Source organism: Streptomyces violaceoruber, from assembly GCF_033406955.1.
GTDB lineage: Bacteria > Actinomycetota > Actinomycetes > Streptomycetales > Streptomycetaceae > Streptomyces > Streptomyces violaceoruber.
This window is the reverse complement of sequence record NZ_CP137734.1, coordinates 527,869-549,154: the sequence shown is the minus strand read 5'-3', so window position 1 is coordinate 549,154 and position 21,286 is coordinate 527,869. Positions and strand designations below refer to the sequence as shown.

Below are 21,286 nucleotides of genomic sequence, written 5' to 3'. Positions count from 1 at the left end.
CTCCGGACGTGGATGTCGGTGCCGGGTCAACGTCCGCCGGGCGGCCGGGGTTCCCCTTGCCCGACTCAGTGCGACGACGTCGGCTCCGGGGCGACCAGGCCCTGCCGGTGGGCGACCGCGACCGCCTCCGTGCGGCTGGCCGCGTTCAGCTTGGCGAGGATGTTGGACACGTGGACGCTGGCCGTCTTGGCGCTGATGAACAGCTCCTCCCCGATCCGGCGGTTGCTGTGCCCCAGCGCGAGCAGCCGCAGGACGTCCTGCTCGCGGGCGGTCAGCACCGCGGCGCCCGCCCCGGCCCGGGCCGGGCCCGCGAGCCGGCCGCGGCGGACCAGGTCGTCGACCCGCTCGCGCAGCACCGTCGCGCCGAGCCGGTCGGCCTCCCGGCGAACGCCGCCCGCCTCGGTGGCCGCCTCCTCGCGGCGGTCGGCCGCCAGCAGGGCGTCGGCCAGCCGCAGCCTGCACCGCGCCCGTTCGTAGGTGTCGCCGTACGTGAACGCGGCCACCGCCCTCTCCCAGGCCGCCGGGTCCGGCGCGGCGCCGGCGACCCGGGACCACTCGGCCTCCGCGCGCGCCAGCCACGCCTGGCCCTCCGGGCCCTGCGGCATGTCGTCGTAGCCGTGCCCGGCGGACCAGCGGGCGTCGGCCAGCAGCTCGGCCGCCGTGTCCGACCAGCGGGCCACCCCGGCGTCGTCCCCGGCCCGGCGCAGCTCGGTCACGGTGTCGGCGACGGCCGACAGCGCGAGGGTGGCAAGCCGCAGGGTCACGGTGGGCCGGGTGCCCGCCTCGGTGAGCGTCTCGACGCTGGAGCGCATCCACCGCACGGCGTCCTCCGCGTCCCCGCGCAGCGCCGCCGCGTCGGTCAGCACGACGCCCGCGACCATCCGCGCCATCCAGTCGAACGGCCCGTTCAGCAGGGCCCGCGCCCGGTCGGCCACCCCCGAGTCGCCGCGCGCCAGTGCCACGTACAGCCCCGGCCCGAGGGCGTGACCGTCCACGGCCGAGCGCTCCCCGGCGTGCTCGGCGGACTCGCGCAGCACCTCGTCCCAGTGGCCCAGCGTGTACTGCACGAGCAGCCGCAGATACCGCATCTCCCGCGGGTACGGCGAGGACAGCAGCCCGGAGCGGCGGGCCCGGTCCAGTCCCTCGGACGCCCAGGGCAGGCACTCCTCCAGGTCTCCGGACTCGAAGCAGCCGATGGCGAGGTTGAACAGCGCCCGCAGCTCCACGGGCGCGTTGCCCGCCCGCCGCGCCAGCTCGCGTGCCTCCAGGAGCCGCTCCCGGCCCTCGGGGGTGGAGCGGTTGCCGCCCTCCAGGCTCGTCAGCGAGATCAGCAGATCGGCGCGGGCGTCGGTGACCGCCAGCTCCTCGGCGGCCCGCAGCGCCCGGCGTGCCACCCGCAGCGCCGTCTCGTTCTCCCCGACCTGACGGGCTGCCGTCACATGCGTGGCCGCCGCCCACACCCAGGTCGACGAGGGCGGTTCGGCGGGGATCAGGCCCAGCGCCTCGCTGCTGTAGGCGTACGCGGACTCCAGGTTGTCGACGCTCAGCAGATTGCCGGCCAGGGTGTAGCGGACGCGGGCGGCCAGCTCCAGGTCCGCGTCCTGGCCGAGGCCGGCCAGCGCGGAGCGGGTGAGGGAGACCGCGCGGTGCAGCTCACCGGCGTGCACGGCGGCCGCGGAGGCGCGCAGCGTCAGCGTCACCGCGTCCGGTCCGGCGGGGCGCGCGGCGGCGTCGACGGCCGTCCACAGGTCGAGCGCCGCCTCGACGTGCCGCAGCTCCTCGGCGGGCGCGCCGACCCGCTGGGCGTGGTCGGCGGCCTCCAGGGAGGCGGCGAGCGCCTCGGGCAGGTCGTGGCTCTCGCGGTAGTGGTGCGCACGCTCGGCCGCGCTGTCGGACCGGCGGTCGGGACCGGCGAGCAGCCGGGCGAACGCGCCGTGCAGCCGGGCCCGTTCACCGGGCAGCAGGTCGGCGTAGACCGCCTCCCGGGCGAGGGCGTGCCGGAAGGAGTAGGCGCCCCCGTCGCCGGAGACCAGCAACTGCCGCTCCACCGCCTCGCGCAGCGCCGACTCCAGCTCCTCCTCGGGCAGCCCGACGGCGTCCCGCAGCAGGTCGTGACCCACCCGGCGGCCCGCCACGGCCGCGGTGCGCAGCACCTGCTGAGCGGTCTCGGACAGCTGCTCGAACCGGATGAGCAGGACGTCGGCCAGCCCGCTCGGGACGCCCCCGGCCGGCGCGTCCGTGGCGGCGACCAGTTCCTCGGCGTAGAAGGCGTTGCCCTCGGCCCGCTCCACGATCCGGCGCACGGTGCTGTCCGGCAGCCGCCGCTCCCGCAGCGAGCGCACCAGCCGGGCCACGTCGGAGTCCGGCAGCGGCCGCAGCTCCAGCCGCTCCACGCCGGGCAGGCGCACCAGTTCGGCCAGCAGCGGGCGCAGCGGATGGCGGCGGTGCAGGTCGTCCGCCCGGTACGAGGCGAACAGCGCGAGCCGGTGGCCCGGGGCCCCGCCCGCCGGACGCTGGAGAACCCCCCGGCCGAGCAGGAACCTCAGCAGGTCCCGGGAGGACTGGTCGGCCCAGTGCAGGTCCTCCAGGACCAGCAGCAGCGGTGCGACGTCCGCCAGTTCGGTCAGAAGGGCGGCCACGCCCTCGAAGAGCCTGAGGCGCGAGGGCGCGGCGTCGGTCCCGTCGTCCGGCCCGCCGCCGAGCAGCCGGTCGGCCACGGGATGCCCGGCCAGTACGGCGGCGAAGCGCTCGTCGGCGGCGAGCACGCCGAGGATCTCGGTGAACGGCAGATACGGCAGGCCCACGTCGCCCAGGTCCACGCAGTGACCGGTGAGCACGGTCGTCCCGGCCGCGGCGGCCCGTCCGGCGGCCTCGTGCAGCGTCCGGGTCTTGCCGACCCCGGCGTCCCCGGCGACGAGGACCGCGCGGGCCTCACCGGCGCGGGCGCGTTCCAGTACGCCGGTGAGACGCGCGAGTTCGTCCTCGCGGCCGACGAGCGGGCTGGTGAGTGAGGTCTGCGGCACGCCGCCCATCCTGACACGCGGGTCCGGCAGCGGGCTTCCCGGTTTCAGGGGCCCGGCCGCCGGCGCGCCGCCGGGTCAGCGGTGGAGCGTGCTCGCCCAGTCGGCCGGGACCCGGCCCGCCGGGCCCGGGGACGGCTGGTCGGCCGGGTGGCTGCCGGGCGGGGCGAGTTCCGGACCCGACTCGCGCACCTCGCTGGTCGCGTAGTCCCAGTACCACTCCTCGCCCGGCTCGAAGCTCTGCACCACCGGGTGGCCGGTGGACCGGTAGTGGCTGGTCGCGTGCTGTCCCGGCGAGCTGTCGCAGCAGCCGACGTGGCCGCAGCTCGCACAGCGCCGCAGGTGGAACCACCAGCCGTCGGCCGCGTCGCACTCGACGCACCCGGTGCCGCTCGGCGGGACGGTGGGATCGATTCCGGTGTCGCTGGTCATACCGGCTCCTCGGTGGGATCGGTGGGATCGGTGGGATCGGTCGGGTCGGCAGGGTCGGGTTCCGCGGCGGTGAGCGGCAGGAGGACCTGGAACCGGGTGTCGCCCGGCACGGACTCGACCTGGAGGCTGCCGTGGTGCTTGTCGACCACGATCCGCCAGGAGATGTCCAGCCCGAGCCCGGTGCCCTCGCCCACCGGCTTGGTGGTGAAGAACGGGTCGAAGATGCGCTCCCGGATCTCCGGGTCGATCCCGGTGCCGGTGTCGCGGAACTCCACCAGCAGCCGGTCGTGGTGCAGCGCCGTCCGCACGGTCAGCGTCCCCTCGCCGCCCGCGTCGTTCACCGCGGCGACGGCGTTGTCGATCAGGTTGGTCCACACCTGGTTCAGCTCCGCCGGATAGGCCGGGACCCGCGGCACCGTGCGTTCGTACTCCTTGACGACCTCGATCCGCGGGCCGATCTTCCCGGAGAGCATCAGCAGGGTGCTGTCGAGGAGTTCGTGGACGTCGACCGTCCGGTAGGGCGCCCGGTCGAGCTGCGCGTACTGCTTGGCCGCGTCCACCAGGTGGGAGATGCGGGCGGTGGAGTCCGCGATCTCGTTCATCAGCAGCTCGGTCTCGACCGTGTAGTTGAGCCAGCCCACCGCTCCCGGCAGGATCTCCTCGTCCACGGCCGCCGCGACCTGTTCGAGCCACTCGGTGTCCAGACCGGCCTGCACGAAGGTCGGCGCGAGCTGCCAGCCGTGCTCGATGCCGTGGTCCTCGAGCCAGTCGCCGAGGTCGTCCTCCCGGTCGGCGGCCTCCAGCGGGCTGAGCGAAGGTGCCTTGGCCACCCGCTCCGCCGTGCGCTCCTGGATCTCGATGAGCCCCGCGAGCGCCTCGCGGGAGAACGGGCCCTCGGCGATCACCGCGAGCTTGTGCCGCATCTTCGCCACCCGCTCCCGCAGCGTCGAGGTGGCCCGTACCGCGGCCGCCGCCGGGTTGTTCAGCTCGTGCGTGAGACCGGCGGACAGCGACCCCAGCGCCAGCAGCCGTTCGCGCTGGCCGATGGCGCGCTGGGTGTTCTTGGAGCCGAAGAACAGCCCCTCCAGCAGGTGCACCGCCATCGGGAACCACTCCCGCATCACGGCCGCGAAGGTGTCGGCCGGGAGCACGAAGAACCGCGTCGGCTCGGTGACCCGCATGGAGTTGTTGTAGACCTGCGGCACCCGGTCGCCGACGTACGCCTGCATCGCGCCCGCGTACACCCCGGGCTGCGAGGTGCGGTTGGTCTCCACGTCGTCCGCGCCGACCCGGCGGGACAGCACGACCGTCCCCGCCAGCATCACGTAGAAGCAGGTGGCGTCCTCGCCCTCGGCGTACACCGGGCCCGGGTCGAACAGCTCCACCCGGCCCTCGGCGCACAGCCGGCCCAGCTGCTCGGGCGTCAGCTTCTCGAACAGGAACAGCTTCCCGATCTCCTCGGGGCTGCACGGCATCGGCCGGCCGCTCACGACTGCTCCAGGTACCGGTGGACGAGCATCACGGCCATGGCTCCCTCTCCTACGGCGGAAGCGACCCGCTTGGCGGACTCCGCGCGGGCGTCGCCCGCCACGAACACGCCCGGGACGCTGGTCTCCAGGTGGTACGGCGGCCGGTCCAGCTCCCAGCCGGCCGGCGGCCGCCCGTCGGGGGTCAGATCGGGCCCGGCGAGGATGAACCCGCGCTCGTCCCGCAGCACCGTGCCGTCCAGCCAGTCGGTCAGCGGGGCCGCGCCGATGAACACGAACAGCCACTGCGCGTCGACGAGTTCGGTGGCGCCGCTTGCCGCGTCGCGCAGCGTCAGGCGCTCCAGGTGGCCGTCCCCGTGCGCGCCCTCGACGAGGGTGCCGCAGCGCACCCGGATGTTGGGCGTCTCCTCGATCTGCTGGATCAGGTAGTACGACATCGACGCCTCCAGGGAGCCGCCGCGCACCAGCAGGGTCACCGACTTGGCGCCCCGGGCCAGGTACATCGCCGCCTGTCCGGCCGAGTTGGCACCGCCCACGATGTACACGTCGTGGCCCTGGCAGGAGGCCGCCTCGGTCAGCGCCGAGCCGTAGAACACCCCGCAGCCGGCCAGGTCCTCGGTGCCCGGTGCGGTCAGCTGCCGGTAGGACACGCCGGTCGCCAGGATGACGCTGTGCGCGGCGATCGCCGAGCCGTCGGAGAACCGCACGACGCGCGCCGCGCCGTTCGCCTCCAGGCCGGTCACCTCGCGCGCGGTGAGGATCTCGGCGCCGAACCTCGCCGCCTGCCGCCGGGCCCGCTCGGTCAGCTGCCCGCCGGAGACGCCGTCGGGGAAGCCGAGGTAGTTCTCGATGCGGGAGCTCTGCCCGGCCTGCCCGCCGGTCGCCGACCGCTCCACCAGCACCGTGCGCAGCCCCTCCGCCGTACACGGCCGCGCCGAGCCCGGCCGGGCCGCCGCCGATCACCACCAGGTCGTAGAAGTCCGAGGTGGGCGTGGTCGCCAGGCCCACCCGGGCCGCCAGCTCGGGCGCCTCCGGCTCCACCAGCGGGGTCCCGTCCGGCGTGATCACCACCGGCAGCCGCTGCCCGTCCTGCCCGGCCGCCGACAGCAGCCGCCGCCCCTCCGGCTCGTCCGAGGAGTACCAGCGGTAGGGCACCTGGTTGCGGGCCAGGAACTCCCGGACCTCCGAGGACCGCGCCGACCAGCGGTGTCCGACGACCTTGGTGCTGGGCACCGGACGGTGGTCGCCGGCGCGCCAGGCCTGGAGCAGGTCGTCCAGGACCGGGTAGAGCTTCTCCTCCGGCGGGTCCCAGGGCTTGAGCAGGTAGTGGTCCAGATCGACCACGTTGATCGCGTCGATCGCCGCGTTGGTGTCCGCGTACGCCGTCAGCAGCACCCGCCGGGCGCCCGGGTAGACGTCCAGGGCCTGTTCGAGGAACTCGATGCCGTTCATCTGCGGCATCCGGTAGTCGGCCAGGATCACGGCCACCAGGTCGCCGCGGAGTTTGAGTTCCCGCAGCGCGTCGAGGGCGGACTCGCCGGACTCCGCGCGCACGATCCGGTACGTCGCGCCGTAGCGCCGCCGCAGGTCGCGGGCGACGGCGCGGGACACCCCCGGATCGTCGTCCACGGTCATGATGACGGTCCGTGTCTCCCCGTCGGCCTGTGCCATACGTCCCCCACGTCGAGCGGCCGGGTTCACGGCACGGCGTCCCCGTCACCGCACCGGCCTGCGGCCATCGTATGTTCGATCGCGGGTCCTCGCGCGGGCGGCGGGGACGGGCCGCCGGCGTCCGTCCGCTCCCCCCGCGCGGCCGTGCGGACGGCTTGGGGAAGACTGGGCTCCGAGAACGACGTTCCCGCGACTCAGGGAGGGACCCGCATGACGCGCCCGATCACGGCAGGCTCGGACGGTTCGGAGGAGAGCCTGGCCGCACTGGCCTGGGCGGCGAGGGAGGCGGTGCGCCGCGGCGCACCGCTGCACGTCGTGCACGCCTGGCGGTTCCAGGGGCAGGGCGTGGCCGGCGCGGTGGACCGGGAGACGCAGGAGGGGTGGGCGCGGGACGCCCTCGCCCGGGCGGTCGGCACCGTCGCCGAGCGCCATCCCGGTCTCACGGTGACCACCGACGTCCGCGAGGGCGACGCGGTCGCGGCCCTGCTCGCCGCCGCGGCCGGTGCCGAGACACTGGTCCTCGGCTCGCGCGGCCACGGCGCGGTCGTCGGCTTCCTGCTCGGCTCGGTCGGCCAGCAGGTGATCGCCGAGGCGACCCGGCCCGTCGTCCTCGTCCGGGCCGGTGACGAGGCCACCGCCGAGGCCGGAGGCCGCGAGGTCGTCGTGGGCCAGCAGGGCGAGCCGGAGGACAGCGCCGACGTCATCGGGTTCGCGTTCGAGGCGGCCGCCGCGCGAGGCGCCACCGTGCGCGCCGTGCGGGCCTGGGCCCTGCCGACGGTCTTCACCTACAGCCCCGGCTCGATGGCCCTCGCGGACGAGGCCGGAGGCCTGGAGCAGTACGAGCGCAAGGCGCTCGGCGAGGCGCTCGCCCCGTGGCGCGAGCGCTTCCCCGACGTTCCGGTGGTGGAGCACGTGGAGATGGGCAGCGCGGGCCAGGTCCTGCTGACGGTGTCCGCCGACGCCCAGCTGATGGTCGTCGGCCGCCGCGCCCGCCGTACGGCCGTCGGCGCCCGGATCGGCTCCGTGGCGCACGGCGTGCTGCACCACGCGGAGTGCCCGGTGGCGGTGGTCCCGCACAGGTGAGCGGCCGCCGCGCCGCTCAGTCGGCCGTGGGCTGCAGGGTCTCCCGGGCCCTGGGCAGGATGTTGACGAGGTAGTCCTCGACGGCCGTGTCCAGGCCGATGTCGTGCTGGGCCCGCTCGGAGAGGTACCAGCGGTGCTCCAGCAGCTCGTGGTAGATCTCCGCCGGGTCCATCGCGCCGCGCAGCTCCACCGGCACGGCGCGCACGGTGGGCCGGAAGACCTCGCGCACCCAGCGGTGGGCGAGGACCTCCGGGCGGGCGCCGAGGGGGTCGCCCGGGGCGTAGTCGTCCTGGGTGGCCATCCAGCTCTCCAGATCGTTGAGCAACCGCCTGGCCTGGTTCTCCTCGGCGTCCAGGCCGGTCAGGCGCAGCAGCTGGCGCTGGTGGTGGCCGGCGTCGACGACCTTGGGCACGAAGGAGACCGTGTCGCCGTTGGAGGCGTGCTCGATCTGCATCTCGGCGACGTCGAAACCGAGGTCGTTCAGACGCCGGATGCGGCGCTCGATGTAGTGGTACTTGCCCGCCGGATACACGGAGGTGCGGGTCAGCTCCTGCCACAGGCTCCGGTAGCGGGCGCAGATCTCGGTGCCGAACTCGACCGGGTCGACGGAGGGGTGCAGCGCCCCCGAGGCCTCCAGGTCGAGCAGTTCGCCGCTGATGTTCACCCGGGCGAGGTCGAGGTCGTAGTCGCGCTGCCCGTCGCTGAGCCGCGGGTGCAGGTCGCCGGTCTCGGCGTCGACCAGGTAGGCGGCGTAGGCGCCCGCGTCGCGCCGGAAGAGCGTGTTGGACAACGAGCAGTCCCCCCACGCGAACCCGGCCAGGTGCAGCCGGACCAGCAGCACCGCGAGGGCGTCCATCAGACGGTGCATGGTCGCCGGGCGCAGCGTCGTCTCGAACATCGACCGGTACGGCAGCGAGCCACCCAGGTGCCGGGTGACCAGCACCGGCTCCAGCGCCTCACCGGCGGCGTCCAAGCGGCCGGTGACCACGGCCAGCGCGTCCACCGCCGGGATGGCGAGCCGGTCCAGGTCGCGCAGCAGCTGGTACTCGCGCAGCGCGGGCCTCTCGGCCAGCTCCTTGACGGCGATCACCTCGTCCCCGGCGCGCGCGTAACGGACCACGTGCCGGGAGATGCCGCGGGGCAGGGGCACGAGGTACTCCTCGGGCCACTGCTCCAGCGGCAGCTGCCAGGGCAGTTCGAGCAGGAGCGCGGGATGCTCCGGATTGGTGGCGCTGATCTGCAAGGCCATGCCCCGACTCTAGAACGCCCGTTCCCGGGCCAGGTCCGCGGCGTCCTTCACCGGCCCCCGGTGGACCGGACCGTGGCCCGGCAGCAGCACCTCGCCCTCCAGACCGGCGATGACGTCGAGCGAGGCGACCGCGCCCGCCCGGTCGTGGTGGAACAGGTCGGGCAGCAGCTGCGGTCCCTCGATCCGGGAGATGGCGTGGCCGCTCACCAGCGCGTCGCCGGAGATCACCACCCCGGCGTCGGGCAGGTGGTAGACGCAGTGTCCGTCGGTGTGCCCGGGGGTGTGCACCGGCACGGGCCGGCCCGGGAGGTCCAGGGCGCCGTCCGCCGGGAAGGCCGCGGGCGCGGTCACCGGGTGCTGCTCGGTGCCGCCGGTGCGCAGCACGTGCCGCATCCACGGCAGTACGCCGGGCCGCCAGGCGTTGCGCAGCACCGTGCCCACCGACACCTGCTGGAGGAAGTCGCGCCGGGCGTGCGGCACCTCGGCCTCGTGCAGCAGGACCGGGGTGCCGTGGGTGGTGCGCAGGTACTCGGCCGAGCCCAGGTGGTCGTTGTGGGCGTGGGTGATCAGCACGGCCGCCACCGCCTCGGGCGAACTCCCGACGGCGGCCAGGGAGTCGAGCAGCGCCCGGCGGTCGCCGGGGTATCCGGTGTCGACGAGGGTCACCGCGTCGCCGTCGGTGAGGATGACCCAGTTGGTGTTGCCGCCGTGCACCAGGTAGGTGCCGTCGGCCACTTGCCGTACGTCCGCGTTCATGGTCTCCCGCGTTCCAGGTCGGTGGTCCCCCGCGCGGGACAGCCAACCAGAAACCGGGCGCGGGCGGTCGCCCGGCCCTCAGCGCACGCCGTTCGGGCGGAACTGGACGCTGATGCGGGGCCCGGCGGCGCGGGTGCTCTTGGGGATGCAGTGCTCCCAGGTGCGCTGGCAGGAGCCGCCCATCACGATCAGGTCGCCGTGGCCCAGCGGGCGGCGCACCGTCTCGCCGCCCCCGCCCGCCGGGCGCAGCAGCAGGTCCCGGGGCGCGCCCACCGAGAGGATGGCGACCATCGTGTCCTGGCGCGCGCCGCGGCCGATCCGGTCTCCGTGCCAGGCGACGCTGTCCCGGCCGTCGCGGTAGTGGCACAGGCCCGCGGTCGTGAACGGCTCGCCCAGCTCCTCGGCGTAGTGGGCCGACAGGGCGTCGCGCGCCTCGGCCAGCAGCGGGTGCGGGAGGGCGTCGCCCGCGCCGTAGAACGCCAGCAGCCGGGGTACGTCGACGACGCGCTCGTACATCTCGCGCCGTTCCGCGCGCCAGGGGACCTCGGCGGCCAGCCGCTCGAACAGCGCGTCGGCGCCGCTCAGCCACCCGGGGAGCAGGTCGATCCAGGCTCCCGGGCCGAGGCGGGTGCGGCGCAGACCGTCGAGCGGGCCCAGCCGGACCTCGTCGGTCTGGTCGAAGAGCGAGCCCTGGAGGTGGTGCGTGGTCATGGGGCCAGCGTACTCCTCATTCGAAAGTCTGTTCTATACGTGGCGTCGCCGTTGTTCGTCGTCGTTCGCCGTCGGTCCGTGACTGCCGGCTCTTTCGATACGCCGGTGTATCCGATACATTCCCGTATCGAACCGAGCGAAGGGTCCGGACATGACGGCGAAGGCGACCACCGGGCGGGTGACCAGGAGGCGCGTGCGCACCCGTGCGAACCTCCTGGACGCCGCGTTCGCGGTGTTCGCCGCCAAGGGCTTCGGACGGGTGTCGATCGAGGAGGTCTGCGAGTCCGCCGGGTACAGCCGGGGCGCCTTCTACTCCAACTTCGACAGCCTCGACGAGCTGTTCTTCGCCCTCTACGAGCAACGGGCCGACCTGATCGCCGAGCAGGTGACCACCGCCCTCGCCGCCGACGGCCCCGGCCTGGACGTGCCCGCCGCCGTGGAGCGCGTCACCGAGGTGCTGCTCCTGGACCGGGACTGGCTCCTGGTGAAGACCGACTTCCTGGTGCACGCCGCCCGCGACCCGGCGGTCGCCCGGACCCTGCTGGAGCACCGGGCCCGCCTCAGGCGGGCGATCGCCGACCGGCTCGCCCGGGCCCACGGACACACCGCCCTGCCCGCGGTGCTCGGCGACGCCGACGAAGCCGCACACGCCGTGGTCGCCGCGTACGACGGGGTCACCACCCAACTGCTCCTGGACCGGGACGTCGCCGGTGCCCGGGTCTGGCTGGGACAGCTGCTCACCGCGCTGCTCACCGACGGCAGCACGCGCCACTGACCACAGGGTCACCGACACCAACAGGAAGGGACGGTCGCCATGGATGCCGACGTCATCGTGGTCGGAGCGGGTCTGGCGGGCCTGGTCGCGGCCCACGAGCTGACCAGCCGGGGCCGGAGGGTCGCGCTGGTCGACCAGGAGAACGCGGCCAACCTCGGCGGGCAGGCCTTCTGGTCCTTCGGCGGCCTCTTCCTCGTCGACTCCCCGGAGCAGCGGCGGCTCGGCGTCAAGGACTCCCTCGACCTGGCCTGGAACGACTGGCAGGGCAGCGCCGGATTCGACCGGACCGAGGACGAGGACTCCTGGGCGGTGCGCTGGGCACGGGCGTACGTCGAGTGGGCGGCGGGGGAGAAGCGGTCCTGGCTGGCCGGGCACGGCATCACCTTCCTGCCCACTGTCGGCTGGGCCGAGCGCGGCGACCTCAGGGCGGGCGGCCACGGCAACTCCGTGCCCCGCTTCCACATCGCCTGGGGCACCGGCACGGGGGTCGTCGAGCCCTTCGTGCGGTACGCGAAGCAGGCCGCGCGCGACGGACTGCTCACCTTCCACCACCGCCACCGCGTCGACCACCTGGTCGTCGAGGACGGCACGGCGCGCGGGGTACGCGGCACGGTGCTCGCCCCGGACGACTCACCGCGCGGCGTCGCCTCCAGCCGCGACGCGGCCGGAGAGTTCGAACTCGCCGCCCAGGCCGTGATCGTCACCTCCGGCGGCATCGGCGCCGACCACGACATCGTCCGCCGCCACTGGCCCGAGCGCCTGGGCACCCCGCCCGCCGAGATGGTCACCGGCGTCCCCGCCTACGTCGACGGACGGATGCTCGGCATCAGCGCCGAGGCGGGCGCCCGCCTGGTCAACCGGGACCGGATGTGGCACTACACCGAGGGCGTGCGCAACTGGGACCCGATCTGGCCCGGCCACGGCATCCGCATCCTGCCCGGACCGTCGTCCATGTGGTTCGACGCGCTCGGCCGCCGGCTGCCCGAGCCGTACCTGCCCGGCTACGACACCCTGGGCACCCTGCGCCATCTGCGTACGGCCGAGGGGCTCGCGGAACACGGCCACTCCTGGTTCGTCCTCACCCGGAAGATCATCGAGAAGGAGTTCGCGCTCTCCGGCTCCGAGCAGAACCCCGACATCACCGCCAAGGACCGCGCCGGCTTCCTGCGCGAACGCGTACTGGGCAAGGGGGCACCGGGTCCGGTGGGCGCGTTCCTGCGCCACGGCGCGGACTTCGTCACCGCGCCGGACCTGGAGCAACTGGTGGAGAAGATGAACCGGTTGACCGACAAACCGCTCCTGGACGCCGCCGCGCTCCGGCGCCAGATCGAGGCCCGCGACCTCCAACTGGCCAACCCGTACGCCAAGGACGCCCAGGTGCAGGGCATCCGCAACGCCCGCCGCTACATCGGCGACCGCCTCGGCCGGGTCGCCACCCCGCACCGCCTCCTCGCCCCGGCGGCCGGCCCGCTGATCGGCGTCAAACTGCACATCCTCACCCGCAAGACCCTCGGCGGCATCCAGACCGACCTCGACTCCCGCGCCCTGGGTGCCGACGGCACCCCGGTCGAGGGCCTGTACGCGGCCGGTGAGGTGGCCGGCTTCGGCGGGGGAGGGGTGCACGGGTACAACGCGCTGGAGGGCACCTTCCTCGGTGGCTGCCTCTTCTCCGGGCGGGCGGCGGGCCGGGCCGCGGCCCGGCAGACCGCCTGAGCGGCGGACCCGCCGGCCGACCGCTGCGCGCCCTCACATCTCGTCGAGGATGCGGAGCAGCACGGCGGCGTGGCTCTCGCCGGGCGACCTGGCCGCGGTCAGCAGCGTCACGTCGCCCGCCTCGGCCAGCTCCCGTACCCGGTCGAGGAGTTCACTCGCCTCGGGGGCGCTCAGCTCCGCTTCGTACCGGCGCGCGAACTCCTCGTACGAGCCCTCGCCCGCGTGGTACCAGCGGCGCAGCCCGGCCGACGGGGTGAGCCCCTTGGGCCACTCGTCCACCCGCGCCGCGTCCTTCGACACGCCCCGGGGCCACAGCCGGTCGACGAGGACGCGCACGCCGTCGTCCGGCTCCACCGGGTCGTAGACCCGGCGCACCCGCGCGTTCACGGCGGTCCTCCCACGGCCGACGGGGCCCGCGCCGCACTGCCTCCGGCGTGGGCGGCGAGGGTCAGCCGGACCTCCGGCGCGCGGCCTCGCGCCGCTTGAGCGCCCGGCGTTCCAGCTCGCTGGTGCCGCCCCAGACGCCGAGGGTCTGCCCGGTGTCGAGCGCCCAGCGCAGACACTGCTCCTGGACCGGGCAGGTCCGGCAGACCGCCTTGGCCTGCTCGGTCTGCAGAGCGGCCGGACCGGTGGTGCCGATCGGGAAGAAGAGGTCGGGGTCCTCCGTCCGGCATGCGGCGTGCTCGCGCCAGTTGTCCATCAAAGTCACCTGCGATCGGTATCGTTCGCGCCTCGTCCATGGCTTACTCCGTTGCGGGTGACCTGTCGACCGCGGGGCGAAACCGGCGTGCTGCTCGTGAGTTGCCGTGTCCGTCGCCGTGCGCCTACCGGCGCAGCGCGTCCGCGGCCGCCGTCACCACCGCGTCCGCCACCGTGGCCAGCGCCGGGGAGTCGAGCTTCCACTGCTGCCAGTACAGCGTGACGTCCACCGCGAGGTCCGGCGCGAAGGTGACGAGCCGGCCGGTGCGCAGCAGGGGTTCGGCCTGCGGCTGCGGGACCATGCCCCAGCCCAGCCCGGCGGCGACCGCCTCCACGAAGCCCTCCGAGGTCGGCACGTAGTGCCGTGCGGCGCCGGCGCCACCGTGACCGAGCCGGCGCGCGAAGGAGTCCTGGAAGTCGTCCCGCCGGTCGAAGACCACCACCGGGGCGCCGGCGACCGTCTCCCGCAGCGGGGCGTCCAGATGCCGGGTGGCGAACTCGGGGGCGGCGCAGGGGAGATAGCGCATCCGGCCCAGCGTCCGGACCGTGCAGCCGGGCACCGGTTCCGGCGACGACGTCACCGCCGCCATCACCACGCCCTCCCGCAGCAGCGTCGCCGTGTGGCCCTCGTCCTCCCGGCGCAGTTCGAAGCAGAGTGCGGGCTCCCGCGGGATGCGGGTGAGGGCGGGCAGGAACCAGGTCGCCAGCGAGTCGGCGTTCACCGCCACCGTCACCCGGGTCGGCTCGCCCTCCCCCCGCAGACCCAGCTCGGCCGAGGCGTCCCGCTCCAGCCGCGCCACCTGGCGGGCCAGCCGCACCAGCACGGCGCCGGAATCGGTCGCCCGCACCGGCTTGGTGCGCAGCAGCAGCACCCGGCCGGTGCGCTGCTCCAGTGCCTTCACCCGCTGGCTGACCGCGGACGGCGTCACGTGCAGGGCGGCGGCGGCCGCGTCGAAGGTGCCCTCGTCCACGACGGCCAGCAGGGTGCGCACCTGGTCCAGCGGCAGATCAGCCAAGGTCGGCGTCATGTCGTCATCACACTGGCTAATGATACGTAAGAATCTTTAGCTGTACGTCCGGTGATCGTCCGCTTAGCGTCGGGGGTATGAACAACGCCCTCACGGCGGCCGCCGCCGGTTTCGGCACCGGCCTCTCGCTCATCGTCGCCATCGGCGCCCAGAACGCCTTCGTCCTGCGGCAGGGGGTCCGCCGTGACGCGGTGCTCGCCGTGGTCGGCATCTGCGCGCTGTCCGACGTCGTGCTCATCGCCCTGGGCGTCGGCGGGGTCGGCGCCGTGGTGGTGGCGTGGCCGGGCGCGCTGACCGCCGTCGGCTGGATCGGCGGCGCGTTCCTGCTCTGCTACGGAGCCCTGGCGGCCCGGCGGGTGTTCCGGCCGTCCGGGGCGCTGCGGGCGGACGGCGCCGCCGCGGGCTCGCGCCGCCGGGCCGTGCTCACCTGCCTGGCGCTGACCTGGCTCAACCCGCACGTCTACCTCGACACCGTGTTCCTGCTGGGCTCCGTCGCCGCCGACCGGGGGCCGCTGCGCTGGACCTTCGGCCTCGGAGCCGCCGCCGCCAGCCTGGTCTGGTTCGCCGCGCTCGGCTTCGGCGCCCGCTACCTCGGCCGCTTCCTGTCCCGGCCCGTCGCCTGGCGGGTCCTCGACGGACTGGTGGCCGCCACCATGATCGTCCTCGGCGTCTCCCTCGTCGCCGGGGCCTGAGCGGGCCGGATCCGGCCGCACGCGTTCCGGCGCGCTCGAACGAAGCTGCGATAGTGATCCCCGCAACCGAAAGATGTACCGAGCATGTAGGAAGCGCGTGGACACCAGCGAGAGCAGCAGCCAGAGCGGCACCGGACCGGACGCGAAGGCCGCGGCGCCGGACGGGACGCGGCAGCGCGGATGGCGCCGCTGGGCCATGGACACCCGGCCCCTGCGCCGCCCGGCCTACCGCAGGCTGTGGTCCTCGACCGTCGTCACGGCCGTCGGCAGCCAGCTCACCGCGGTCGCCGTGCCCAAGCAGATCTACGACATCACCGGCTCCTCGGCCTGGGTCGGCGCCGCGAGCCTCGCCGGGCTGCTGCCGCTCATCGTCTTCGCCCTGTGGGGCGGCGCGGTGGCCGACACCGTGGACCGCCGCAAGCTGCTGCTGATCACCAACACCGGCATCGCGGTGACCTCGCTGCTCTTCTGGATACAGGCGGTCACCGGCATGGCGTCGGTGGCCGCGCTGATGCTGCTGCTCGCGCTGCAACAGGCCTTCTGGGGCCTCAACGCCCCGGCCCGCAACGCCTCCATCGCCCGCCTGGTGCCCGAGGACGAACTGCCCGCCGCCAACGCCCTCGGCTCGACCGTCATGCAGACCGGGCAGGTGGTCGGTCCGCTGCTCGCCGGTGCGCTGATCCCGGTGATCGGACTGCCCGAGCTGTACCTGATCGACGCGCTGGCCCTGTGCGTCACCGTGTGGGCGGTCTACAAGCTCCCCGCGCTGCCGCCGCTGGCGGGCACGGCGGTCCGGCGCGCGGGCGTGCGCGAGGTGGTGGCCGGCTTCCGCTACATCGCCCGGCACAAGGTGCTGCTGCTGTCCTTCCTCGCCGACATCGTCGCCATGGTGTTCGGCATGCCCCGCGCCCTGTTCCCGCAGCTCGCCGCCGAGACGTACGCCCCGTACGGCGAAGGGCTCGCGCTCGGTCTGCTGTTCGCGGCGATCCCCATCGGCGCGGTGGCCGGCGGACTGTTCTCCGGCACCTTCTCGCGGGCCCGCCGGCACGGCTGGATGGTGATCGGCGCGGTCGTCGTCTGGGGGGCCGCCATCACCGGCTTCGGGCTCAGCGGCAGTCTGTGGCTCGCGGTCGCCTTCCTGGTCGTGGCCGGTGTCGCCGACATGGTCTCCATGGTCTTCCGCGGGGCGATCCTGCTGTCCGCCGCCACCGACGAGATGCGCGGGCGCATGCAGGGCGTGTTCACCGTCGTCGTGGCGGGCGGCCCGCGACTGGCCGACGTCCTGCACGGCGGCGCGGGCTCCGCCGCCGGCGCCCGGGAGGCCGTGGCCGGCGGCGGTCTGCTCGTCGTGGCCGTGATGCTGGCCCTGGCCGTCGCGATGCCCGCGCTGCGCCGCTACCGCGTCTGACCGCGGTTCACAGGGAGCCGCGCCCGTGCAGGGCGTAGTGCTCCATGAGCCGGCCCCGGGTGGACTCCAGCCGGTGCGCGAGGATCTCCGCGACCGACCGCACCAGCACGATGCCCAGCTGCGGGTCCCGCTCGCACAGGTCGAGCACCGAGGCCGCCTCGAACTCGTAGGCGCGCACCGGGCTGAACGCCTCGGCGCCGAAGTCCCACTCGTAGGGCGGGAACAGCCAGGACCAGCCGAGCAGGTCGCCCACGCCGAGGCTGGCGACCGTGACCCGTTGCAGGGAGGTCACCTGCTGGGTCAGGGAGACCGCGCCGGAGCGGATGACCCAGAAGCGGTCCGCCCTGCCCCCCGCTTCGAAGATCCGGTCGTCCTCCGGGAAGGAGACCTCCTGGGCCAGCTCCATGAGCCGCGCGCGCTGGGGGAGGGGGAGGGCGTTCAGCAGTTTGATCGCTTTGGTCATGGCACGGGGCTCCTCGCCGGCGATTCGGTTCCGGGGCTTTCCCTATGCCCATTTCAGTCTCTGTCGCCGAGCTGAGCACCTCGGCGGACGGCGGGATCCCGTACGGATTCCGTGCCGGAACCGGGGACGGGGGCGCGAGGGCATGAAAAAGCCCTGGCCGGACGGGGGAGGCCGGCCAGGGCCGTAAGCGGTGACCGCGGAGGACATTTCGATCGACTCCGTCGCCACGTATGGATGAACGCTAAACCATCTCTGGGTGTTCCGCGAAACCGGCACCGGGACACGTGACCCGTTTCACTCACCCGGCACCCCGTCGTCTCGCTCACCGGGCTCCGCTCACGCCCCGTGCTCCGCTCACGCACCGTGCTCCGCGACGACCCTGACCGTCTCCAGCGCCGGATCGGTCGGGTCGGGGAGGTACATCCCCGCCTCCAGGCCACTGCGCAGATAGCGCAGGACCGGCTCGGCCAGCCGCTCGCCCGGCAGCACGGCCGGAATGCCGGGCGGATACGGAGTGATCATCTCCGCCGCGACCCGGCCGGCGGCCCGGTCCAGGGGCACGTCCTCGGTGGGGCCGAAGAACGCGTCCCGGGGCAGGCACACCTGAGGCATCCGCAGCTCGGCCGGCGACGGCACCTCGACGCCCGGAGCGGATCCCAGGCCGGGGGCGGCGAGGGCGAGGTCCTTGAGGGCGGTGAGCAGTTCGCCGGCGGTCCCCCGGTCGTCGCCGTGGGTGATCTGCGCGCCGATGCGGCGGTGGTCGGTGAGGTGGGCGACCACACCGCGGTGCTCCCGCAGCCAGTCCGCCGCCCGGAAGCCCGAGACACCGAGCCCTTCGAGGTCGATGACGACCGGCAGCGGATCGAAACCGTGGGCCAGCCCGGGACCGCAGAAGTCCTCGCGGTCGTTGACGTGCATGCCGTCGATCTCCTCGACGGCCGCCCGGACACCGGCCGCCAGCTCCAGCGCGCCGCCCATCAGCTCCTGCCCGCCGAGCGCCATCTGGCGGCGCCACCCGTCGAGACCGGCGAAGATCAGCACCGACGGGCTGGTGGTGCTCAGCAGGTCGGCGCGCATACCGAGCAGCTTGGGCGGCACCAGGTCGCCGCGCAGGTGGAACACCGAGCCCTGTTCGAGACCGCTGCCCATCTTGTGGATGCTGGTCACGCAGATGTCGGCCCCCGCGTCCATCGCCCAGGACGGCAGATCCGGGTGGAAGGGCAGATGCGCCCCCCAAGCCTCGTCGACGATCAGCGGCAGCGAGCGCCCGTGGCACACCTCGGCGACGGCCCGGAGATCGGCGCTCGCCCCGTACGGCGTCGGGCTGGTGATCAGGGCACCCTTGGCGTCGGGATGCGCCCCGAACGCCTCCTCGAACGACTCGGCGGACGGCGGATGGGCCAGATGCCGTTCCGCGTCCCAGCGCGGTTCGACCCACACCGGCTCGATGCCGGACAGGATCAGCCCCGAGACCACGGACTTGTGGGCGTCCCGGCCGATCAGCAGCTTCTCGTGCGGCCCCGCCACCGCCAGCATCGCCGCCTTCACCGACAGGGAGCTCCCGCACGTCGTGAAGAAGGTGTGATCGGCGTGCACGGCGTCCGCCATCAGCTCCTGGGCGCGCTGCAGCACCCGTCCCCGGGTGAGCCGGTCGTCGAGTCCGGCCGTCGCCAGCACGTCCCCGTGGAACACGGCGTCACCCAGCACCTCGCGCACCGCGGGGTCCGCCCCGCGCGCCTGCTTGTGTCCGGGCGGCGTGAACGACAGCCGTCCCGCACGGCGGTATTCGACGAGGGCTTCCAGGACCGGTGCTCGGCGGTGATCGACTGTCATGCCGACCCGGTTTCCCGCCCGGCGCCCCGTCAATCCGCCGGGGACCGCCGGTCCGCGTTCCGGCCCGGAGTCAGCACCTCGTCCAGCACGCGCAGCACCGCCTCGTACGCCACCGTCCGTACGGCGGCCTCCCGGGCGCCCTCCGGGTCGGTCGACCGCAGCGCCTCGCTGCGCGCCCGCCAGCTCCGCCCCTCCTCCAGCGCACAGGCCCTCGCGCGGTGCATCCGGCGCAGTAGTTCGTCCGCGTCCACAACATCCGTCATGCACTCCGCGTACCCCCGCAGGGCGCCCGGATGGCTCGTGGGCCGCACGGAGGACCGGAGGTTTGCCCCTACCGGCAGAGGTCAGCCGAAAGTGACGGGCCCAAGGGCGCGCGCAGCGCCGGACCGGGCCGTCCGACCGACCGACCAGGGAGCGGAGCCGACCGATGCGTGACAGGGACACGATTCAACCCGTCGTCGAGCAGCGCGGCGGGGACACGGGCCGCCGGTACCGGCCGTGCCGACCCGCCGACGCGCGCGCGGCGGTGGAACGCGCCGTCACCGAGTGCCGCGGCGCCGGCGGGCGGGCGTCGTGCGACCCGTGTGCCCTGTCGGACGCCGTGCTCGTCGCCTCGGAGCTGACCACCAACGCCATCCTGCACGGCGGCGGCATCACCGACTTCCAGGTCGACGTCGTGGGGCCGGGCGTGCGACCGGGCGTGCGCCTCTCGGTGTGCGATCGCAGCCACGACCTGCCGGTGGCGGTGCCGGCCACGGACGACCGGGGCCGTCGGCGCCTCGGCGGCCGGGGCTGGCCGATCGTCTGCCGGCTGGCCCGCGAGGTGCGGGTGGCAGATCTTCCCTCGGGCGGCAAGTGCATCACCGTGGTCGTTCCGCTGTCCTGATGACTTTTCGAAAAGCGGAGTTTGTACCACCGGGCCGGGGGCAGTCGCAGATTCGTGCTTCGGACCGGAGGCGCAGCAGCGGGAGCGGCAGGGCTGCTTCGGTGCCCCGGCTGTGCCGGGGACGACACCCGGACAGCGCCGACGCCGTTCCCGTGGAAAGTCCCTGAGACCACCGTTCAGGAGCGGATCCGCATGCTCATAGAAACGCCCACCATCCGTCCCGGTACCACCCAGCCCGCCCACCCCTCGACCGCCCCCGCACGCCGCCGCCACGACGACGCCCCCGACACCATGGTCCTCTTCGGGCGCCTGGCGGGGCTGGCGGACGGACCCGAACGCGACGCCGTCCGCGACGAACTCGTCACGGCATGGCTGCCCATGGCCCACCGCATCGCCGGGCGGTTCCGGGACCGCGGGGAGTCCATCGAGGACCTCCGCCAGGTCGCGGCGCTCGGCCTGGTCAAGGCCATCGACCGCTTCGACCCCGAGCGGGGGGCCTTCGAGAGCTACGCCGTGCCCACCATCACCGGCGAGGTCAAGCGCCACTTCCGCGACCGGATGTGGGCCCTGAGGGTGCCCCGCCGGGTCCAGGAACTGCGCAACAAGGTGCGCGTCGCCCGCCGGGAACTCGCCCAGAGCCCGGGCAGTCCCGAACCCTCGGTGGCCGCCCTCGCCGCCCACACCGGGCTGAGCGAGGACGAGGTCGGCGCCGGGATGGAGGCGCTGGAAAGCTTCAGCACCCTCTCGCTGGACGCCGAACTGTCGGCGGGCGACGACGGCTACAGCCTCGCGGACACCCTCGGCGCCGCCGACACCTCGTACGACACGGTGATCGACCGCGAGTCCGCCAAGGAGGGCCTGCGCAGGCTGCCCGAACGGGAGCGCGCCATCCTCTACATGCGCTTCTTCGAGGACATGACGCAGAGCCGGATCGCCGACTGCCTGGGCATCTCGCAGATGCACGTCTCGCGGCTCATCAGCCGCAGCTGCGCCCGCGTCCGCGACGAGGCGATGGGGCAGCGTACGGCCCGCCCCGGCCACCCGGCGCGGACCTGATGGCGGACACAAGGATCACAGGGGACACAGCAGGTGACAGGGAGGGGACGGGGCGGATGCTGATGCCGCACCCCGCGGTGCTGCGCAGACTCCTCAAGGAGTACGAGGCCGCCGCGGTGAACGAGCCCGCCGACGCGACGGGCGAACCGGGTCCGCGGACCCGGGACCTGGCATACACGCTGTGCGTGTCGACCGGCACGCGTGACGTACGGCGGGCCCTGGAGACGGCCCGGCGCCACCTCGCGGCCGCGCCGGAGCCGGTGGCCGGCGCCGCCCACGCGGCCGTGGCGGACTGAGACGGGAAACGGCCGGACGCACGACGGC

General features: G+C 74.1%; 19 protein-coding genes and 2 pseudogenes. 8 read left to right on the top strand and 13 right to left on the bottom strand.

Features of this window, described 5'->3' with window-relative positions:
* Positions 1-65: 65 nt before the first annotated feature.
* The 4 genes and pseudogenes from R2E43_RS02660 to R2E43_RS02645 form a co-directional block, all read right to left on the bottom strand.
* Complete coding sequence (locus tag R2E43_RS02660; protein WP_093457607.1) at positions 66-3,032, bottom strand: ATP-binding protein; 2,967 nt, start codon at positions 3,030-3,032, stop codon at positions 66-68.
* A gap of 66 nt (positions 3,033-3,098) precedes the next feature.
* Positions 3,099-3,452, bottom strand: coding sequence for a UBP-type zinc finger domain-containing protein (locus tag R2E43_RS02655; RefSeq protein ID WP_030866816.1), 354 nt, complete (start codon positions 3,450-3,452; stop codon positions 3,099-3,101).
* A 128-nt stretch (positions 3,453-3,580) separates the two neighbouring features.
* Positions 3,581-3,925, bottom strand: a pseudogene (locus tag R2E43_RS38940) (ATP-binding protein); the annotation flags it as partial.
* Between the two features lie 1,013 nt (positions 3,926-4,938).
* A pseudogene (locus tag R2E43_RS02645) lies at positions 4,939-6,610 on the bottom strand (FAD-dependent oxidoreductase).
* Positions 6,611-6,820: 210 nt separating this feature from the next.
* Here R2E43_RS02645 and R2E43_RS02640 point away from each other — a divergent pair.
* Complete coding sequence (locus tag R2E43_RS02640) at positions 6,821-7,693, top strand: universal stress protein (RefSeq protein ID WP_030866806.1); 873 nt, start codon at positions 6,821-6,823, stop codon at positions 7,691-7,693.
* 16 nt (positions 7,694-7,709) lie between these two features.
* On the opposite strand, the gene R2E43_RS02635 is transcribed toward R2E43_RS02640, so the two are convergent.
* The 3 genes from R2E43_RS02635 to R2E43_RS02625 form a co-directional block, all read right to left on the bottom strand.
* Complete coding sequence (locus R2E43_RS02635) at positions 7,710-8,942, bottom strand: DUF4032 domain-containing protein (RefSeq protein WP_003971841.1); 1,233 nt, start codon at positions 8,940-8,942, stop codon at positions 7,710-7,712.
* A 9-nt stretch (positions 8,943-8,951) separates the two neighbouring features.
* Complete coding sequence (locus R2E43_RS02630) at positions 8,952-9,698, bottom strand: MBL fold metallo-hydrolase (protein WP_193487095.1); 747 nt, start codon at positions 9,696-9,698, stop codon at positions 8,952-8,954.
* 78 nt (positions 9,699-9,776) lie between these two features.
* On the bottom strand, positions 9,777-10,409 hold the full coding sequence (locus tag R2E43_RS02625; protein WP_332055864.1) for an alpha-ketoglutarate-dependent dioxygenase AlkB: 633 nt from the start codon (positions 10,407-10,409) through the stop codon (positions 9,777-9,779).
* Positions 10,410-10,560: 151 nt separating this feature from the next.
* Here R2E43_RS02625 and R2E43_RS02620 point away from each other — a divergent pair, with 151 nt between their 5' ends.
* Positions 10,561-11,184, top strand: coding sequence for a TetR/AcrR family transcriptional regulator (locus R2E43_RS02620; RefSeq protein ID WP_332055863.1), 624 nt, complete (start codon positions 10,561-10,563; stop codon positions 11,182-11,184).
* Between the two features lie 39 nt (positions 11,185-11,223).
* The gene (locus R2E43_RS02615) at positions 11,224-12,897 is read left to right on the top strand and encodes an FAD-binding dehydrogenase (RefSeq protein ID WP_332055862.1); all 1,674 of its coding nucleotides are present in this window, start codon (positions 11,224-11,226) and stop codon (positions 12,895-12,897) included.
* Between the two features lie 33 nt (positions 12,898-12,930).
* On the opposite strand, the gene R2E43_RS02610 is transcribed toward R2E43_RS02615, so the two are convergent.
* From R2E43_RS02610 to R2E43_RS02600, 3 genes are all read right to left on the bottom strand, one after another.
* Positions 12,931-13,284 (bottom strand): DUF488 domain-containing protein, encoded by a 354-nt coding sequence (locus R2E43_RS02610; RefSeq protein WP_319130475.1) that lies wholly within the window; start codon positions 13,282-13,284, stop codon positions 12,931-12,933.
* A gap of 61 nt (positions 13,285-13,345) precedes the next feature.
* Positions 13,346-13,597 carry a WhiB family transcriptional regulator gene (locus R2E43_RS02605; protein WP_003971835.1) on the bottom strand — a complete coding sequence of 84 codons (252 nt, stop codon included), beginning with the start codon at positions 13,595-13,597 and terminating at the stop codon, positions 13,346-13,348.
* Positions 13,598-13,721: 124 nt separating this feature from the next.
* Entirely contained in the window at positions 13,722-14,624 is a 903-nt protein-coding gene (locus R2E43_RS02600) for a LysR family transcriptional regulator ArgP (protein WP_106518609.1), read from the bottom strand.
* 77 nt (positions 14,625-14,701) lie between these two features.
* Here R2E43_RS02600 and R2E43_RS02595 point away from each other — a divergent pair, with 77 nt between their 5' ends.
* Entirely contained in the window at positions 14,702-15,316 is a 615-nt protein-coding gene (locus R2E43_RS02595) for a LysE/ArgO family amino acid transporter (protein ID WP_332055861.1), read from the top strand.
* Between the two features lie 97 nt (positions 15,317-15,413).
* Entirely contained in the window at positions 15,414-16,724 is a 1,311-nt protein-coding gene (locus tag R2E43_RS02590; protein ID WP_161270393.1) for an MFS transporter, read from the top strand.
* A gap of 7 nt (positions 16,725-16,731) precedes the next feature.
* Here the strand turns inward: R2E43_RS02590 and R2E43_RS02585 are convergent, their stop codons facing one another.
* The 3 genes from R2E43_RS02585 to R2E43_RS02575 all read right to left on the bottom strand — a co-directional run bounded on the left by R2E43_RS02585 (position 16,732) and on the right by R2E43_RS02575 (position 19,283).
* Positions 16,732-17,187: a cyclic nucleotide-binding domain-containing protein gene (locus R2E43_RS02585; RefSeq protein WP_003971831.1), complete on the bottom strand. Its 456-nt coding sequence runs from the start codon at positions 17,185-17,187 to the stop codon at positions 16,732-16,734.
* Positions 17,188-17,541: 354 nt separating this feature from the next.
* A complete protein-coding gene (locus R2E43_RS02580) occupies positions 17,542-19,020 on the bottom strand; it encodes an aminotransferase class I/II-fold pyridoxal phosphate-dependent enzyme (protein ID WP_003971830.1) in 1,479 nt (492 codons plus the stop codon).
* Between the two features lie 29 nt (positions 19,021-19,049).
* Entirely contained in the window at positions 19,050-19,283 is a 234-nt protein-coding gene (locus R2E43_RS02575) for a hypothetical protein (protein ID WP_003971829.1), read from the bottom strand.
* 164 nt (positions 19,284-19,447) lie between these two features.
* On the opposite strand from R2E43_RS02575, the gene R2E43_RS02570 reads away from it, so the two are divergent.
* The 3 genes from R2E43_RS02570 to R2E43_RS02560 all read left to right on the top strand — a co-directional run bounded on the left by R2E43_RS02570 (position 19,448) and on the right by R2E43_RS02560 (position 21,258).
* On the top strand, positions 19,448-19,906 hold the full coding sequence (locus R2E43_RS02570; protein WP_003971828.1) for an ATP-binding protein: 459 nt from the start codon (positions 19,448-19,450) through the stop codon (positions 19,904-19,906).
* A 192-nt stretch (positions 19,907-20,098) separates the two neighbouring features.
* Positions 20,099-20,962 (top strand): SigB/SigF/SigG family RNA polymerase sigma factor, encoded by an 864-nt coding sequence (locus R2E43_RS02565; RefSeq protein WP_106518610.1) that lies wholly within the window; start codon positions 20,099-20,101, stop codon positions 20,960-20,962.
* 56 nt (positions 20,963-21,018) lie between these two features.
* The gene (locus R2E43_RS02560; RefSeq protein WP_093457613.1) at positions 21,019-21,258 is read left to right on the top strand and encodes a DUF5133 domain-containing protein; all 240 of its coding nucleotides are present in this window, start codon (positions 21,019-21,021) and stop codon (positions 21,256-21,258) included.
* Positions 21,259-21,286: the final 28 nt, after the last annotated feature.

What these genes read in the sequence shown, in the direction of transcription:
- R2E43_RS02660 (WP_093457607.1), bottom strand. Translation starts at nt 3,032, where the DNA reads ATGGGCGGCGTGCCGCAGACCTCACTCACCAGCCCGCTCGTCGGCCGC.
- R2E43_RS02655 (WP_030866816.1), bottom strand. Translation starts at nt 3,452, where the DNA reads ATGACCAGCGACACCGGAATCGATCCCACCGTCCCGCCGAGCGGCACC.
- R2E43_RS02640 (WP_030866806.1), top strand. Translation starts at nt 6,821, where the DNA reads ATGACGCGCCCGATCACGGCAGGCTCGGACGGTTCGGAGGAGAGCCTG.
- R2E43_RS02635 (WP_003971841.1), bottom strand. Translation starts at nt 8,942, where the DNA reads ATGGCCTTGCAGATCAGCGCCACCAATCCGGAGCATCCCGCGCTCCTG.
- R2E43_RS02630 (WP_193487095.1), bottom strand. Translation starts at nt 9,698, where the DNA reads ATGAACGCGGACGTACGGCAAGTGGCCGACGGCACCTACCTGGTGCAC.
- R2E43_RS02625 (WP_332055864.1), bottom strand. Translation starts at nt 10,409, where the DNA reads ATGACCACGCACCACCTCCAGGGCTCGCTCTTCGACCAGACCGACGAG.
- R2E43_RS02620 (WP_332055863.1), top strand. Translation starts at nt 10,561, where the DNA reads ATGACGGCGAAGGCGACCACCGGGCGGGTGACCAGGAGGCGCGTGCGC.
- R2E43_RS02615 (WP_332055862.1), top strand. Translation starts at nt 11,224, where the DNA reads ATGGATGCCGACGTCATCGTGGTCGGAGCGGGTCTGGCGGGCCTGGTC.
- R2E43_RS02605 (WP_003971835.1), bottom strand. Translation starts at nt 13,597, where the DNA reads ATGGACAACTGGCGCGAGCACGCCGCATGCCGGACGGAGGACCCCGAC.
- R2E43_RS02600 (WP_106518609.1), bottom strand. Translation starts at nt 14,624, where the DNA reads ATGACGCCGACCTTGGCTGATCTGCCGCTGGACCAGGTGCGCACCCTG.
- R2E43_RS02595 (WP_332055861.1), top strand. Translation starts at nt 14,702, where the DNA reads ATGAACAACGCCCTCACGGCGGCCGCCGCCGGTTTCGGCACCGGCCTC.
- R2E43_RS02585 (WP_003971831.1), bottom strand. Translation starts at nt 17,187, where the DNA reads ATGACCAAAGCGATCAAACTGCTGAACGCCCTCCCCCTCCCCCAGCGC.
- R2E43_RS02580 (WP_003971830.1), bottom strand. Translation starts at nt 19,020, where the DNA reads ATGACAGTCGATCACCGCCGAGCACCGGTCCTGGAAGCCCTCGTCGAA.
- R2E43_RS02575 (WP_003971829.1), bottom strand. Translation starts at nt 19,283, where the DNA reads ATGACGGATGTTGTGGACGCGGACGAACTACTGCGCCGGATGCACCGC.
- R2E43_RS02570 (WP_003971828.1), top strand. Translation starts at nt 19,448, where the DNA reads ATGCGTGACAGGGACACGATTCAACCCGTCGTCGAGCAGCGCGGCGGG.
- R2E43_RS02565 (WP_106518610.1), top strand. Translation starts at nt 20,099, where the DNA reads ATGCTCATAGAAACGCCCACCATCCGTCCCGGTACCACCCAGCCCGCC.
- R2E43_RS02560 (WP_093457613.1), top strand. Translation starts at nt 21,019, where the DNA reads ATGCTGATGCCGCACCCCGCGGTGCTGCGCAGACTCCTCAAGGAGTAC.